This window comes from Agrobacterium sp. V1, assembly GCF_030518355.1.
In the GTDB taxonomy this organism is placed as follows: domain Bacteria; phylum Pseudomonadota; class Alphaproteobacteria; order Rhizobiales; family Rhizobiaceae; genus Agrobacterium; species Agrobacterium cucumeris.
Window position 1 is genome coordinate 1,244,519 of sequence record NZ_JAULSF010000001.1, and the last position, 15,436, is coordinate 1,259,954.

The 15,436-nt window shown below is 59.1% G+C and carries 18 protein-coding genes and 1 tRNA gene; 9 read left to right on the plus strand and 10 right to left on the minus strand.

From position 1 onward, the window contains the following. The first annotated feature begins 14 nt into the window (after positions 1–14). Positions 15–509, plus strand: a complete 495-nt coding sequence (locus QSV77_RS06030) for a peptide deformylase (protein ID WP_269699615.1) — start codon at positions 15–17, stop codon at positions 507–509. A 3-nt stretch (positions 510–512) separates the two neighbouring features. On the opposite strand, the gene QSV77_RS06035 is transcribed toward QSV77_RS06030, so the two are convergent. Continuing rightward, entirely contained in the window at positions 513–941 is a 429-nt protein-coding gene (locus QSV77_RS06035; protein WP_302732841.1) for an OsmC family protein, read from the minus strand. A gap of 123 nt (positions 942–1,064) precedes the next feature. On the opposite strand from QSV77_RS06035, the gene QSV77_RS06040 reads away from it, so the two are divergent. Next, on the plus strand, positions 1,065–1,232 hold the full coding sequence (locus QSV77_RS06040; RefSeq protein WP_003495928.1) for a Thivi_2564 family membrane protein: 168 nt from the start codon (positions 1,065–1,067) through the stop codon (positions 1,230–1,232). A gap of 66 nt (positions 1,233–1,298) precedes the next feature. On the opposite strand, the gene QSV77_RS06045 is transcribed toward QSV77_RS06040, so the two are convergent. After that, the gene (locus tag QSV77_RS06045; protein ID WP_142839802.1) at positions 1,299–1,724 is read right to left on the minus strand and encodes a PAS domain-containing protein; all 426 of its coding nucleotides are present in this window, start codon (positions 1,722–1,724) and stop codon (positions 1,299–1,301) included. Positions 1,725–1,922: 198 nt separating this feature from the next. Here QSV77_RS06045 and QSV77_RS06050 point away from each other — a divergent pair, with 198 nt between their 5' ends. Then, on the plus strand, positions 1,923–2,084 hold the full coding sequence (locus QSV77_RS06050; RefSeq protein ID WP_149897567.1) for a hypothetical protein: 162 nt from the start codon (positions 1,923–1,925) through the stop codon (positions 2,082–2,084). Between the two features lie 198 nt (positions 2,085–2,282). Here the strand turns inward: QSV77_RS06050 and QSV77_RS06055 are convergent. Then, a tRNA-Leu gene (locus QSV77_RS06055) sits at positions 2,283–2,367 on the minus strand. A 189-nt stretch (positions 2,368–2,556) separates the two neighbouring features. Here QSV77_RS06055 and lipB point away from each other — a divergent pair. From lipB to QSV77_RS06070, 3 genes are all read left to right on the plus strand, one after another. Then, positions 2,557–3,288: a lipoyl(octanoyl) transferase LipB gene (lipB, locus tag QSV77_RS06060; protein WP_142839804.1), complete on the plus strand. Its 732-nt coding sequence runs from the start codon at positions 2,557–2,559 to the stop codon at positions 3,286–3,288. Between the two features lie 66 nt (positions 3,289–3,354). Then, the gene (locus QSV77_RS06065; RefSeq protein ID WP_302732842.1) at positions 3,355–4,422 is read left to right on the plus strand and encodes an NAD(P)-dependent alcohol dehydrogenase; all 1,068 of its coding nucleotides are present in this window, start codon (positions 3,355–3,357) and stop codon (positions 4,420–4,422) included. A 71-nt stretch (positions 4,423–4,493) separates the two neighbouring features. Then, on the plus strand, positions 4,494–5,429 hold the full coding sequence (locus tag QSV77_RS06070) for a DMT family transporter (protein WP_269699618.1): 936 nt from the start codon (positions 4,494–4,496) through the stop codon (positions 5,427–5,429). A gap of 16 nt (positions 5,430–5,445) precedes the next feature. Here the strand turns inward: QSV77_RS06070 and QSV77_RS06075 are convergent, their stop codons facing one another. The 5 genes from QSV77_RS06075 to yajC form a co-directional block, all read right to left on the minus strand. Continuing rightward, positions 5,446–5,904 (minus strand): hypothetical protein, encoded by a 459-nt coding sequence (locus QSV77_RS06075; protein ID WP_302732843.1) that lies wholly within the window; start codon positions 5,902–5,904, stop codon positions 5,446–5,448. A gap of 129 nt (positions 5,905–6,033) precedes the next feature. Then, positions 6,034–6,879: a phytoene/squalene synthase family protein gene (locus QSV77_RS06080; RefSeq protein ID WP_302732844.1), complete on the minus strand. Its 846-nt coding sequence runs from the start codon at positions 6,877–6,879 to the stop codon at positions 6,034–6,036. A 23-nt stretch (positions 6,880–6,902) separates the two neighbouring features. Then, a complete protein-coding gene (locus tag QSV77_RS06085; protein WP_269699620.1) occupies positions 6,903–7,295 on the minus strand; it encodes an Mth938-like domain-containing protein in 393 nt (130 codons plus the stop codon). After that, on the minus strand, positions 7,295–9,859 hold the full coding sequence (gene secDF, locus QSV77_RS06090; RefSeq protein WP_142839808.1) for a protein translocase subunit SecDF: 2,565 nt from the start codon (positions 9,857–9,859) through the stop codon (positions 7,295–7,297). The genes QSV77_RS06085 and secDF overlap by 1 nt, the downstream gene beginning before the upstream one ends. 82 nt (positions 9,860–9,941) lie before the next feature. Continuing rightward, complete coding sequence (gene yajC / locus QSV77_RS06095) at positions 9,942–10,289, minus strand: preprotein translocase subunit YajC (RefSeq protein WP_003495911.1); 348 nt, start codon at positions 10,287–10,289, stop codon at positions 9,942–9,944. 207 nt (positions 10,290–10,496) lie between these two features. Between yajC and QSV77_RS06100 the strand changes: the two genes are divergently transcribed. Both QSV77_RS06100 and fdhA read left to right on the plus strand, forming a co-directional pair. Next, a complete protein-coding gene (locus QSV77_RS06100; protein WP_142839809.1) occupies positions 10,497–11,369 on the plus strand; it encodes an ATP-binding protein in 873 nt (290 codons plus the stop codon). 340 nt (positions 11,370–11,709) lie between these two features. After that, complete coding sequence (gene fdhA / locus QSV77_RS06105) at positions 11,710–12,900, plus strand: formaldehyde dehydrogenase, glutathione-independent (protein WP_046800115.1); 1,191 nt, start codon at positions 11,710–11,712, stop codon at positions 12,898–12,900. A gap of 93 nt (positions 12,901–12,993) precedes the next feature. On the opposite strand, the gene QSV77_RS06110 is transcribed toward fdhA, so the two are convergent. Further along, on the minus strand, positions 12,994–13,653 hold the full coding sequence (locus tag QSV77_RS06110; RefSeq protein ID WP_271361265.1) for a TetR/AcrR family transcriptional regulator: 660 nt from the start codon (positions 13,651–13,653) through the stop codon (positions 12,994–12,996). A gap of 111 nt (positions 13,654–13,764) precedes the next feature. Between QSV77_RS06110 and QSV77_RS06115 the strand changes: the two genes are divergently transcribed. Continuing rightward, complete coding sequence (locus tag QSV77_RS06115; protein ID WP_302732845.1) at positions 13,765–15,138, plus strand: cytochrome P450; 1,374 nt, start codon at positions 13,765–13,767, stop codon at positions 15,136–15,138. A gap of 68 nt (positions 15,139–15,206) precedes the next feature. Here QSV77_RS06115 and QSV77_RS06120 read toward each other — a convergent pair whose 3' ends face one another. After that, complete coding sequence (locus QSV77_RS06120) at positions 15,207–15,410, minus strand: DUF3126 family protein (protein ID WP_003502851.1); 204 nt, start codon at positions 15,408–15,410, stop codon at positions 15,207–15,209. Positions 15,411–15,436: the final 26 nt, after the last annotated feature.

Here is a 15,436-nt window from a genome sequence, read left to right on the forward strand (position 1 = left end):
GAACGGAGCATCCCTTGGCAATCAGGCCAATCCTGCCCTATCCTCATGCCGGCCTGTCCGAAATCTGCGCGCCGGTCACCGCTTTTGATGATCATCTGCAAAATCTGGTGACGGATCTGATCGACACCATGCGCGCCGCCCCCGGTGTCGGCATCACCGCGGCCCATATCGGCATAAAACAACGCGTTTTCGTGCTGGAACTGACGCCGGGTACCGTTCTGACCTACGTCAATCCTGAAATCATAACCCGGTCCACCCAGACCATGCGCCATATGGAGGGCAGCGTTTCCATGCCCGGTTTTACGGATGAGGTGGAGCGGCCGGATAAGGTCGAGGTACGGTTTCAGGATATATCAGGTGCGGAGCACCGGCAGACCGCCGAAGGATTTCACGCCATCTGCATTCAGCATGAAATCGACCAGCTGGATGGCATTTTCTGGCTTAAACGCCTTTCGAAGCTGAAGCGCGACCGGCTGGTGAAAAAATGGGAAAAGTCTCGCAAGCCGTGATGATCAGTCGGCAATCGACAGCACGAATTCAGCGTCACCCTTCAATGTGTTGCTGACGGTGCAGATATCCTCGGCCGCATGGGCGAGCGCGTTGCGGGTCGCGTCGTCGAAATCCCCGGCAAACTCGACCTTGATATCGAAACGGATGATGCGATAGGGCTCCGCGGCGGATTTTTCACCGGAGACCTCAACGACGACACCCTCGAAACGATCAAGCAATCCCATTTGGCTTGCCGCGATTCGGGCGCTGAGCGCCAGACAGGCGGCGAGTGAGGAGTAGAGGAGATCGATCGGGTTAAACCCCGGTTCCGAGACACCGGTGACGATCTCCAGCGCGCCGCCGGTCACCGTCGAAATAACCGGGCGACCAAGCCGCCCGAGTTTGGCGGCAGCGCCTACCGGTCTCGACCTCACCTTCGCACTATCAGCCATTCAAACAAATCCTAATTTAATCGCGTGCAACTGAACGCATGGAACAAAAATCTATCTGGCGCTTTTTACTCACACAACGGTGAACGACCGTTGAAACCTTTATTTTACAGGGAGCTGGGACATATGGTTACATCTACGCTCGTCAGCATTCTGATCACCTTCCTGGTGATCGTGCTCGTATTGTGGCTCATCGCACGACTGCCAGTCGGCGGCGGCGCGAAACAGATCGCGCAGATCATCGTCATCATCATCGGCATTATTTCACTGCTGAAATATCTCGCGGTCTTCTGATGTCCCGGTGAAGCGCGAACGGAAAAAGGCGGCGAAAGCCGCCTCTTTTTGTTGGAGACTCTCGACCTACTGTCGAGGCTCGAACTGATAGGGTTTCTTGAGCGTAATATCCCGAACGCTGCCAATACCCAGAAACGGCGTATTGTCGGCATCAAAAATCGCCCTGCCCTTCGCCAAAATCCAGCGGACTGAACCATCTGGCAAATTGACCTTGTAACGCTGATCGAAGAACACACCAGTGGTTATGCTGTCGAAAATGGCCTGGGCCACCCGATCACGCATTTCCACATCAATTTTTTCAAGGACTTCTTCGATCGTAACCCCGCGCGACGCCGCCGGTTCGGAAAAACCGTGGCATTCCGCAGTCACCGCATCCATGATCAGCCTGTTATCGGAAATGCTCCACATGTAATAACCGAGCGCATCGTCCGAATCCGTCTTGTCTCCCAGCACGAAAACCCCCGGACATTTTTTTCTGACAAAAGCTAACACCAGACCTCTAATATTCCACCCCTCGTTTTTGTAGGGGTAACCGCCCAGCTACTGCAGCGTGCATCGATATCCACCGAAATTTTATAATGAGTGAATCCATATATCGTTCTCAAACCCACGATAAATCCTGAATAGACATCGCAAAGCCAACTGCCTGCACCTAAATAGCCTTTCGATGATATTTCGAAGGAGGTGAATATGCTGCGGACCGCTCTTACTTTTGGATTGCTGACGGTGACCGTCGTTCTTACCGGTTGCCAGACGTGGCACAGCCCATATCGTGGAAATGAGTGGCGGATGGATCAGGTCATGGATGGCGACCCCTACCGTGTCGGCGACGGACAGCGAAACCGACGCTAAGACCGTCCCATTCATTCGATCCGGACGGCGGCAATTCCATGTTTTGCCGCCTCCAGATTATAGCACGAGGTGGCTGAAAGAAAAACATTCATGCTGCTAGGGGTGCCCGCAACGCGCGCCGACGGACCTCGCTGTTTCGCAGGACGTGAAGCTAACCAATTGGCTAAAAAAGAAAAAACCCGCCGAAGCGGGTTTCTTTGGTGCGGTCGAGAAGACTCGAACTTCCACGGGTTGCCCCACAGCGACCTCAACGCTGCGCGTCTACCAATTCCGCCACGACCGCATCGTGGTAGATGTCAACTTGCGCCGACGGGGGTGCATGTAGCAAAAGGATTTTCGGTGCACAAGAGCGTCGTGACAGTTTTTTGAAATTAAAAATCGCCCCGACCCACCCTATATGCAGGAAGCCCGGAAATGCTGGGGTTGCCGCCTTGTCGCCATTTTGCGAGAAGGCTGTGGAAAGGACTTTTTCATGCTCACACGCACGGATATCGAGACAAATATGTTCCCCCTCGCCGGTTCGCCGCCCGTTCGCTGGCGAATCTCGGAAGGTCTCGTCCCTTACGGACAGGCGATCGAGGAAATGGAGCGCGAAGTTGCAGCCATCGCCAGCGGCGAGGCGGACGAACTTGTCTGGCTTCTGGAGCATCCGCCGCTTTATACCGCCGGCACCAGCGCCGATGCCGCCGATCTCATCGAGCCGGACCGTTTTCCCGTATTCGCCACCGGTCGTGGCGGCGAATATACCTATCATGGCCCGGGGCAGCGGGTCGTTTACGTCATGCTGGACCTGAAACGACGCCGGCAGGATGTCCGCGCCTATGTGGCGGCGCTGGAAGACGTGATCATCCGCACGCTGGACAAGATGAATGTTCGCGGCGAGCGGCGCGAAGATCGGGTCGGCGTCTGGGTCAGGCGGCCTGAAAAACCGTTACTGCCGGGCGGCGGCATGGCCGAGGACAAGATCGCCGCCCTCGGCATCAGGCTGCGCAAATGGGTGAGCTTCCACGGGCTATCGATCAATGTCGACCCTGACCTCGGGCATTTCTCCGGCATCGTTCCCTGCGGCATCAGCGCCTATGGCGTCACCAGCCTTGTCGATCTCGGATTGCCGGTTATGATCGGCGATGTCGACGTTCTGCTGCGTGAGGCCTTCGAGGAGGTTTTCGGACCGGCAGCGCCCGAAACCGGCGCAGGCGGCTAATCCCACCGCAACCTTTGTCGCAGGCCGGTGTTTGATGCATCGATCACCACAAGAGGAGGAACGACCATGTTCACAACGTCCGCTTATGCCTGCGATGACGGTTCTTCACCGATGAAGCTCGCGACGATCAAACGTCGCGATCCAGGTCCCCGCGATGTCGAAATCGAGATTGAATTCTGTGGCGTCTGCCACTCGGATATCCACACGGCCCGCAGCGAATGGCCGGGGTCTCTCTACCCCTGCGTTCCCGGCCATGAAATCATCGGCCGCGTCGCCCGGCTGGGTTCGGACGTCACGAAGTTCAAGGCAGGCGACCGGGTCGGCGTCGGCTGTATCGTCGATAGCTGTCGTGAATGCGCAAGCTGCACCGAGGGGCTCGAACAATATTGCGAAAATGGCATGACCGGCACCTATAACTCGCCTGACAAGGCCATGGGCGGCGGCGCGCATACGCTGGGTGGTTATTCCGCCCATGTGGTGGTGGATGACCGCTACGTGCTCAATATTCCAGAAGGGCTCGATCCGGCAGCCGCGGCACCCCTGCTCTGCGCCGGGATAACCACCTATTCCCCGCTACGACACTGGAATGCCGGCCCCGGCAAACGTGTCGGCGTCGTTGGTCTCGGCGGTCTTGGCCACATGGCCGTCAAGATCGCCAACGCCATGGGCGCAACGGTGGTGATGATCACCACCTCGCCCGGCAAGGCGGAAGACGCAAAGAAGCTGGGTGCCCACGAGGTTATCGTTTCGCGCGACGCCGAACAGATGAAGAAAGCCGCTTCCAGCCTCGATCTCATCATCGACGCGGTTGCGGCCGATCACGACATCGATTCTTATCTTGCACTGCTGAAGCGCGATGGCGCCCTGGTGCAGGTCGGCGCGCCGGAAAAGCCGCTCTCCGTTCACGCCTTCAGCCTTATCCCCGGCCGCAAGACCTTTGCCGGTTCGATGATCGGCGGCATTCCGGAAACACAGGAAATGCTGGATTTCTGCGCCGAAAAAGGCATAGCCGCCGAAATCGAAATGATCGATATCGGTCAGATCAATGACGCTTATGAACGCATGATAAAAAGCGATGTGCGTTATCGTTTCGTCATTGATATGAAGAGCCTGCCACGCCAGAAAGCCGCCTGATCCTGAGAGGGGCGGCCTTGTGGGCGTCCCCTTCCTCATTGGACCTTCCGGTCGAAAGCGCAGCCCGAACCATGACCAGCCAGACCGGTTTCAGCGATGTCGCCAAGGGCATGACCATCATGGCGGGCTGCATGTTCGTGCTGCCGGTCATGGATGCGATTGCCAAATACATGGCGGTCAGCGGCGGCATGTCGCCGGCGCAGGTGACCTTTTACCGCTTCTTCTTTCAGGTGGTGTGCACCCTGCCGCTGTTGCTCCTGGTCTCGCCGAAAGCCCTGTTCAGCGCCAAACGGCCGTGGATGAACTGCCTGCGTGGCGTGCTGCATGCCTCGGCCAGCCTGATGTTCTTCGCCGCCGTCAAATACATGCCGCTTGCCGATGTCTTTGCCATCTATTTCGTCGAGCCCTTCATGCTGACGATGATGTCGGCCCTCTTCCTGGGTGACAAAGTCGGCTGGAAGCGCTGGACGGCGATCGTCGTCGGTTTCGGCGGCGCGCTGATCGTCATTCAGCCGAGTTTCGAAATCTTCGGCTGGACTTCACTGCTGCCGGTCGCTTGCGCCTTTCTATATACGCTTTACCTGTTCCTGAACCGTGCCATTGGTGACGCCGACAGCCCGCTTGTCATGCAGACCATGTCCGGCATTGCCGGCACGATATTCATGGGTGTGGTGCTTCTGGCCGGCGATGCGCTGGGCGACAAGGATTTCACCATGTCGCTTCCGCAATCCGGCTTTGCGCTTGTCCTGCTCATCCTGTTGGGATCGATATCCGGCTACATGCACCTGCTGATCGTCAGGGCTTTTAGGCTCGCGCCGCTATCGCTTCTGGCGCCGTTCCAGTATTTCGAGATCATCTCGGCGACGGTTCTCGGTTATGCGCTGTTTTCGGACTTCCCGACGCCGTCAAAATGGCTCGGCATCCTCATCATCGTCGCATCCGGCCTGTTCATCATCTGGCGGGAAAGCAAGCAGGCGCATGCCACCCCGCCGCTTGACGGGCAATGAGACGCCAAGCCCGCGTTCAAGTGCCCGAGGACAGCGGTCCTTCGTCGTGATGATCCTGCGCCTCCACGAGGCTGCCAAGCAGCCAGAGGGAAACCTCGGCCGCTTCACCGGCGGATTTGAAGCGATATGAGCCGCTATATTTCGGCATGTCAAAGAAGGTGACGACAAAGCCGTCGCCGCTTTCCAGGCTCTCGACCCTGATCCGCTCAGGGTCGATCATCACGCAGACATAGTGCGATCCCATATTGCGCATGAAGCCGGCCTTGTTGTCGTGCAGCCGCACGAAGGCCGCACCGCCATCCACCGTCATATGCAGGCTTCGGATCGCCTCATTGGGAAAAGCCCGGGCGAAATCCATGATCGCCTGCCCCACATCATGGCTGTTGTCCTCATCCGTTGCCCGCGTCATGCGCCAGGCATAAACGGCAAAGACCGACAGCAGCACGAAGACGATAATCCAGATCGCCATATTCATCGGGGACGCTCCCTCAGCACTGAAACATCACGACTCGCGAATCGAAACGACGCGAACCTGATTCAGCTTCATAGAGATCGAGGCTTGTGTGAAGTGTGGCTTGTCCGAAGACCCGGGACGGATGGAAAATCAGAACCGCTTCAGGAACGATGCCTTTGCAAGAGCCCATTGCCGGCGAAGCTGCGAGAGCTGCAACTCGCCCTCGAACACGCCCACCCCGGCCTTTCTTGCAGCGAGGATGACCGGTCCGGACAGGGCAACGGGCAGATAGGCGGCAAAGACGGACCTTGGGATTTTCGCGCGTCTTGCCTTTTCCAGATGATCGAGCGCATGGGCGGCAAATAGCTCTATGGCGATGCCGATGCGTTGTCGGTCATCGCCTTCAAGAAAGGTCTCGCGATCGAGCCCGGCGGCCGCGAGCATATCGGCGGGAATATAGACCTGTCCGCGACGGCGATGCAGCGGCATCAGCAGCAGAATGCCGGCCATGGCCTGCGCGACGCCCGCATGTCCGGCCGCCTCCGCACTTGCGGTCGCGTCTTCCGCCGAGAGCACGAGGCTCGCCAGCTGGATCAGCGCCGAGGCGGTCTCCCCGGCATAACCTTCAAGCGCGTTTCGATCCTCGAACAGATCGTCATAGAGATCGAAAATACGCGCCTCAATCATATTGGCCAGCACCGGGCGCGGCAGACGATATTGCTCGATAGCGGTCAAGAGAGCCGCAGCAACGGGATGGGACAGACTGTCGCCATGCGCATTGCCCTCAAGCAGATCCCGCCACCATTGCATGCGCACTTCGCCAGGCAGCGCCTCACGCACGGAATCGCGAATACGGGCGATCTCGGCATTAAAAGCGTAAAGCGCCGCCAGAGAATTGCGTTTATCGGCAGGCGACAGAAGACAGGCGAGATAGCGGTCACGATCGGTGTCGCGCAGCGTCGCGAGGCAGACGTCGAGATTTTCTGTGGGTGCCATGGTTCCCCGCGCGAAACGTCCTGTCAGCCTTCGACGGCAATCAGCGCCGCAGCGACGGCGCGCGATTCCGAAAGCATGATATTATAGGTGCGCACGGCAGCACCCGTGCTCATCGGGTCGACCGAAATGCCCGCTTCCTTGAAGGCCGCGCGCAGTTCCTTCGGCAGAACACGCATGCCGTCACCCGTACCGATCAACAGCACCTCGATGTCTTGCGCTTCCGCCAGAACCTTTTCGAAATGCCCGATGGTCAACTCTTTCGCATCGACCGGCTCCCAGCCATGAATGCCGGACGGCAGAAGCAGAAGCGAGCCGCGATGCGACATCTCGGCAAAACGGAAACCGCCATTGCCATAGGCATCGATGGGCGCCCGGCCGGGAAAATGGGCCGGGCGTATTTCTATCCCGCCGGCCATCAGACGGCAGGCTTGCCGCCGATGGCATTGCCGGGCTTTTCATCCTTCTCGTCTTCCGCATCCTTGTTATCGGGACGCAGCTTGAAGGCGATCAGCACGGGCGCGGCAATATAGAGCGAGGAGAACACGCCGATACCGACACCGAACAGCATGGCGAAGGTGAAGGAGCGAATAACCTCGCCACCGAAGAGGTAAAGCGCGAGCAATGCCAGAAGCACGGTCAGACCGGTAAGGATCGTACGCGACAGCGTCTGGTTCAGCGACACGTCGATGACCATCGACAGCGGCATCTTTTTGTAACGCCGGAGGTTTTCGCGGATACGGTCATAGATGACGACGGTATCGTTCAGCGAATAACCGATGATCGTCAGGATCGCCGCGATACTCGTCAGGTTGAATTCAAGCCCAAGGAAGACGAAGAGGCCTATGGTGAAGACCACGTCGTGCACCATCGAGATGACCGCACCGAGCGCGAACTGCCATTCGAAGCGAACCCAGATATAGACCATGATCGCCGTCATCGCGAGCAGGATGCCGATCGTCGAGGTGAAGGTAAGGTCACCCGACACGGCCGGACCGACGACTTCAACGCGGCGGAAATCGTATTTGTCCTCAAGCTCGCCACGCACCATGGTGATGGCGGACTGTTCGGCATTCTCGCCGCCTTCCTGCGCCTGAATGCGGATGAGAACATCCTGCGGCGTACCGAAGTTCTGCGCCTGGATTTCACCAAGGTTCAGCTGGTTCAGACGATCGCGGATTTCTGCGAGATCTGCCTCACCCTGCTTGGCGCGCACTTCGATGACCGAACCGCCCTGGAAGTCGATGCCGAGGTTCAGGCCCTTGCCAACGAAACCGCCGATGCAGGCCAGCATGATGGCGCCGGTGATCATGAACACCACGCGACGATAACGCATGAAGGGAATGTCGCGGCCATCGAACATGGCGGTGCGGACACCCTTCGGCAGGTGTTTCGGACGGCTGCGGCGAACCCAGTAGCCGAACATCCACGCCGTCAGCGTATAGGCGGTAAAGACGGTGGTGATGATACCGACAGCCAGCGTCACCGCAAAACCCTTGACCGGACCGGTGCCCATGTAGAACAGCACGCTCGCCACGATCAGCGTCGTCAGGTTGGCGTCGATAATGGTCGCAAAGGCGCGGGTGAAGCCGTTATCCAATGACTGGATCAGCGGTTTGCCGCTTTTCACCTCTTCGCGTATTCGCTCATAGATCAGAACGTTGGAATCCACCGCCATACCGATCGTCAGAACGATACCGGCGATACCTGGCAATGTCAGCGTTGATCCGATCACACTGAGGACCGCCAGCAGCATCACGACGTTGACGACAAGGGCGATATTCGCCAGCAGGCCGAAGAAGCCGTAGAAGACGAACATGAAGATGAGAACGCCGACGGCGCCGATGGCGCTTGCCGTCAGGCCGGCGGTGATGGAGTCGTTACCAAGGCTCGGGCCGACGGTGCGTTCTTCAACGACGGTCAGCGTGGCCGGAAGTGCGCCGGCACGCAGCAGAACCGCGAGGTCGTTTGCACCCTGCACCGAGAAGTTACCGGAAATCTGTCCCGAACCGCCGATGATCGGCTCGCGGATGACAGGTGCGGAAATGACCTGGTTATCCAGCACGATGGCGAAAGGCTTGCCGACATTCTGCTGCGTCGCCTGCGCAAAGCGCTGCGCGCCGCGGCTGTCGAAGCGGAAGGTGACGACCGGCTCGTTGGTCTGCTGATTGAAGCTCGCCTGCGAATCCACGAGGTTGTCGCCGGAAACGAGAGCACGGCGCTCCACCAGATAAGGAACCGGCGGATCGTCCTGCGAATAGAGAACTTCGGAGGTAGCGGGCGGACGGCCATTCATCGCTTCCTGCACCGGCATGGTGGTGTCCACCATGCGGAAGGACAGCTTTGCCGTCTGGTTGAGAAGCGATTTCAGGCGCTGCGGATCCTGAAGGCCCGGCACCTGCACGATGATGCGGTCGGAACCCTGACGCTGAATGAGCGGCTCGGTGGTGCCGACTTCGTCGACGCGGCGGCGCACGACTTCAATCGACTGCGATACGGCCGATGACAGGCGGTAATCAACGCCTTCGTCGGTGAGGTTGAGCCGCAGCAGGTTGTCGCCACCGTCGCTCATCGTCACTTCGGTGATGGAGCCGCCGACCAGCGTTCCGGCGGAAACCGGCTGCGTCAGATCGCGAAGCGCCGTCTTGGCGGCTTCCAGCTGGGCGGGATCGCTGATGCGAACCTGAATCTGCTGGCCGTTACCGGCAAGCCCGGAATAGCGGATATTGGCGTCGCGAAGCTGCGTGCGCACATCGCCGACAATCGTCTCAAGCCGTTCCTTGACAATGTCGGAACGCTCGATCTTGAGCATGATGTGCGAGCCGCCCTGAAGGTCGAGACCGAGCGTTACCTTGTTGTCCTTGTACCAGGCAGGCATGCTCTCCAGCTGTTTTTCCGAAAACAGGTTAGGAGAGGCGATAAAGACGCTTGCCAGCACAAGCAGCCAGATGAAGACTGTTTTCCAACGGGAAAAATGAAGCATTTCGATCTCGGTCAGGGTTGGGGTTGCGCGGACAGCGCAACCCGTCAAAATTCGCAATCGGGCGTCCGGTTATCCGGCAGGATCAGGAAGCGGCTTCCGTCTTGACCACTTCACCCTTCACACGCACTTCGGCGATATAAGCGCGGGCAGCGCGGATTTTCACGCCTTCGGCGATTTCGACTTCGAGTTCATTGTCGTCAATGACCTTGGTCACCTTGCCAACGATGCCGCCACCAAGAACGACCTGATCGCCACGGCGAATGCTGGTCAGTGTTTCCTGGCGCTTCTTCATCTGCGCGCGCTGCGGGCGGATGAGGAAAAAGTACCAGACGACCATAAGGGGCGCAAACAGGAAAAGCATTTCCAGGCCGGAACCGAAGGCCGATGCGCCGCCCGTTGCGTCCTGGGCAAAAGCTTGACTAATGAACATATAAAACTCCTCAACGATTACGGCACGACCTCGTATGCCGCCCCAGCTTTCAAGCCGCCGGAATATAGTGGGGAACGCCGGGATTGCAACAGATGCAAGGCCCACGCCGTACCGATTCCGGACCTCTTAACCTTTATGGGCCGGAAACGCCATGCTAGGCCGGTCGCAAAACAGAGTTTTGAACACCAGACAAGCGGAAGAAACACCATGATTCGAGAAGAAACGGCCACCCTGCTTCTTGCCGAACTGCGCCGGCTGAACGTTGCCGTGGAGCGGCTGGCCGGCCCGGCCCCCGCGGTAAACGACTGGAATGCAGCCGATTGTTTCGTCTGGTCGCCGGTCAACTCCTTTTTGCAGCCGGTCCCCCGCCCCAACCGCATCGCACTCAAACTCATTCGCGGCGTCGATCATGTGCGTGACATCCTGCATGAAAACACCCTGCGTTTCGCCGATGGTTTTCCTGCCAACAACGTGCTCTTGTGGGGCGCGCGCGGCATGGGCAAGTCCTCGCTGGTCAAGGCGGTTCACGAAGATGTGCGCACCGCAAGCGGCGTTCCCCTGAAACTGGTGGAAGTGCACCGTGAGGATATCCACACCCTGCCCGCTTTGCTCGACATACTGAAAACCTCGGATCAGCGCGTCATCCTGTTCTGCGACGACCTCTCTTTCGATCACGACGACACGGCCTACAAATCGCTGAAGGCGGCGCTCGATGGTGGTATCGAAGGGCGGCCGGATAATGTGCTCTTCTATGCGACCTCCAACCGCCGCCATCTGCTGCCACGCCACATGATGGAAAACGAACAATCGACCGCCATCAACCCGTCGGAAGCAGTCGAAGAAAAAGTCTCCCTGTCCGATCGCTTCGGCCTGTGGCTCGGCTTCCATAAATGCGGCCAGGAAGACTATCTGACGATGATCGACAGCTATGCCGAACACTTCGATCTGGGTGTGGACCGCGAAACCCTGCATCACGAAGCGCTGGAATGGGCAACCACCCGCGGCGGCCGCTCTGGCCGCGTTGCCTGGCAATATATTCAGGACGCCGCCGGCCGCTTGAGGAAATCCATCGACCGATAACGCGACAGTGACGGCTGGCGAAAGCCGGTGTCGTTACGGCCACAAAGCGTGTCGTATTTCCGAACGACAAGCCGCGTCCCGCATGGTTTGCTGCAGCCATCCGGTTCCGCTTTGAATTTCAAGGCGGAACAGTCGGAACACCGGCGAAATGCCGGTGGCTGCGGCGGGCGGTGATCGGAGGCAGGCTGCGTCCTTTATGGACATATGACCATTCCCCTTTCCATCCCTTCGCCGAAAAATTCCGCTCGAACCGGACATCGGTTCAGGCGCGTATTTCGACGATATCCTGTCCGCGGAGGAGCGGGCCGGCATTGGCGTTCAACCCGAGGAGGAGATGGATATGAGCAGGAACAGAGGCGTCGTTTACCTGAAGCCCGGACAGGTCGAGGTCCGCGACATCGACGACCCCAAGCTTGAGGCACCGGATGGCCGCCGTATCGAACACGGCGTTATTCTCAAGGTGATTTCCACCAACATCTGCGGCTCCGACCAGCATATGGTGCGCGGCCGCACCACCGCCATGCCGGGTCTCGTCCTTGGCCATGAAATTACCGGCGAAGTCATCGAAAAAGGCGTCGATGTCGAAATGCTCGAAATCGGCGACATCGTTTCGGTGCCGTTCAACGTTGCCTGCGGCCGTTGCCGTTGTTGCAAGTCGCAGGATACCGGCGTCTGCCTGACGGTGAACCCGTCACGCGCCGGTGGCGCCTACGGTTACGTCGATATGGGTGGCTGGATTGGCGGACAGGCCCGTTATGTCACCATCCCCTATGCCGATTTCAACCTTCTGAAATTCCCCGATCGCGACAAGGCGATGTCGAAGATCCGCGACCTCACCATGCTGTCAGATATCCTGCCGACCGGCTTCCACGGCGCCGTCAAGGCGGGCGTCGGTGTCGGTTCCACGGTCTATGTCGCGGGCGCCGGCCCGGTCGGTCTTGCCGCAGCCGCCTCCGCCCGCATTCTGGGTGCAGCCGTCGTCATGGTCGGTGATTTCAACAAGGATCGCCTCGCCCACGCCGCCCGCGTCGGTTTCGAGCCCGTCGATCTTTCCAAGGGTGACCGCCTGGGCGACATGATTGCCGAGATCGTCGGCACCAACGAGGTCGACAGCGCCATCGACGCCGTCGGTTTCGAGGCACGCGGCCATTCCGGCGGCGAACAGCCGGCCATCGTTCTCAACCAGATGATGGAAATCACCCGCGCCGCCGGCTCCATCGGCATTCCCGGCCTCTACGTCACCGAGGATCCCGGCGCGGTTGACAATGCGGCGAAACAGGGCGCCCTGTCGCTGCGTTTCGGCCTCGGTTGGGCCAAGGCGCAATCCTTCCACACCGGCCAGACGCCAGTGTTGAAATATAACCGCCAGCTCATGCAGGCGATCCTGCATGACCGCCTGCCCATCGCCGACATCGTCAATGCCAAGATCATCGCGCTCGACGATGCCGTGCAGGGTTATGAAAGCTTTGATCAGGGCGCGGCAACCAAGTTCGTGCTCGACCCGCACGGTGATCTGTTGAAAGCGGCCTGACGCCTCGATCAACAGGCAAGAATAATAGAACGCCCGCGACACATCCCGTCGCGGGCGTTTTTGCATGGCCAGGCATGTCTCCGGCCGGAGATATTAGGCTTCGCTCTCGGCAAGCGCTTCAAGCTCGGCCACCGCCTCAGCGGAAAGATAAGGCCTGAACAGGCTGGAGACCTGCTGCAGCCCCCAATCCAGCTGCTGCTGCCCGAATTCGCTGACGCCTTCCTGCAGATTGAGATAGGCCGCCCAATAGGTCGAGACGATCCATAGATTGGTCAAAACCGCGTCGCGCTCGCTCTCGGGAATAGTCACCAGACCCGCTTTCTGCATGCGGCCGACAATGTCGCCAACTGCCAGTCGCATTGCGGCGCTTATGGTTCTCACCGGCTCCACCAGTGAGGGTGCCAGCGCGATCAAGCCGACCAGATCGCGAAACAGAAAGCGGTAATTCCACACCAGCGAGAACCATTGCCGAAGAAAACCGGCATAGGTGGCCGCCGCCCCCTCGTCTGCCCCGTCAACGGTTGTGACCAGCATCATCGCATCGGCTTCGAACCGCGCAAACAGCGCGAGAACCAGCGCTTCCTTGGTGCGGAAATGATAATAAAGATTGCCCTCGTTAATATCGACCGCAAGGGCGATCTCCGCCGTCGTTACGCGATCAGGCCCGCGCCCGTTGAACAGTTCGAGGGCGGCGTCCAGAATTCTGTCGCGCGTACGTGCTCTGCGTGGTCGCTCCGGCTCATTGCTCTTCATCAAAATCCTGTCCCGCCATTGAAACCTAAGGCATACACCTTAAATACCTAAAATAAGGTATGCACCTTAACAGCAAAACCCCATTGTTCAAACGCGAATAAGGAGCTGTCGATGATCGGAACCGGCCTTCACACCCCGCCCATGGATAAGACCGGGGCGGCGCCCCTGTCAAAACTGGCCACGGCGCGTCTTGCAATCTCGCTTGTCCGTAACCCGTTAAAAGCCTTGCCGCCGGATATTTTCAGCCAACCCGCCGTCTTCACCCGGCTGGGCGGCACGATGCGCGTTCATCTCGCCGATCCCGTGCTGATCCACGAAGCTCTGGTCAAGAATGCCAATCTGCTTGGCAAGGGCGAAGATGTCCGCCGGGTGCTCGGGCCCGCGCTTGGGCAGGGTCTGCTGACCGCCGATGGCGACCACTGGAAATGGCAAAGGCAATCCGTCGCGGCCGCCTTCCGGCATGAAAAGCTGCTGGAATTGCTGCCGGCCATGATCGAGACGGCGCGGCGCACGCAAGCGCGCTGGCGCTCCCCTTCAATCGGCGACATCGATATCGGCCATGAAATGATGCGCACCACCTTCGACATCATCGTCGAAACCATGATGTCCGGCGGATACGGCATCGATATCGCGCGTGTCGAACAGAGCATCACCGATTATCTGAAGCCGACGGGCTGGACCTTCGCGCTCGCGATGCTGGGCGCACCGGAATGGCTGCCCCATCCCGGCCGGCGCAAATCCCGCGCCGCCGTGGATTATCTGCGCGCCAGCCTTGCAACGGTGATCGCCGGCCGGCGGCAAAACCCCACCGACCGAACCGATCTCGTCTCCATGCTGCTGGAAGCCAAAGACCCGGAGACCGGACGCATGATGAGCGATGAGGAAATCATCGACAATCTTCTGACCTTCATCACCGCCGGCCATGAAACGACGGCACTCGGCCTAGCCTGGACCTTCCACCTTCTGTCGCAGAACAGGGAAACGGAAAGAAAAGTTGTCGAGGAGATTGAGGCCGTCACCGGCGGCGAGCCTGTCGCGGCCGAACATATCGCCAATCTCACCTATACGAGACAGGTGTTTTCGGAGGCGATGCGGCTTTACCCGCCTGCCCCGGTCATCACGCGCACGGCGCTGCAGGATTTCAGGCTCGGAGAGCATGATATTGCGGCCGGAACGGTTCTTTATGTGCCGATCTATGCCGTGCACCGACACGCCGCATTGTGGGATGAACCCGAACGCTTCGACCCGTCCCGTTTCGAGCCCGACAGGGTCAAGACCCGCCACCGTTATGCCTATATGCCCTTCGGCGCCGGCCCGCGCGTCTGCATCGGCAATGCCTTTGCCATGATGGAGGCCGTGGCGATCCTTGCCGTTCTTCTGCAGACCCTCCATCTCGAAAACAGGTCCACGACTGCGGCGGAGCCGCTGATGCGGGTGACATTGCGGCCGCAGGACCGGCTGATGATGAAGATCACCCAGCGCTAAAACAAATCGCCCGCGGTGTGATACCGCGGGCGACTATGATTGCTGAATATATCACCTGAAGGTGACGATCACAGATCGACGTCGAGGATCGCCATGGAGAAGTTGTACGAGCGGTCGCCGTCTTCGTCATCGATGTAGACGACGCCGAGAAACTCTTCGCCAAGATACACTTCGGCGGAATCGTCTTTGCGCGGACGCGCCTTGACAATCATCTTCTCGTTGAAGGTGCGCTTGAAATAGGCGTCGAGTTTTTTGATTTCGTCGGCTTTCACCAGTATTCTCCTGTGCGGTTCGGGTT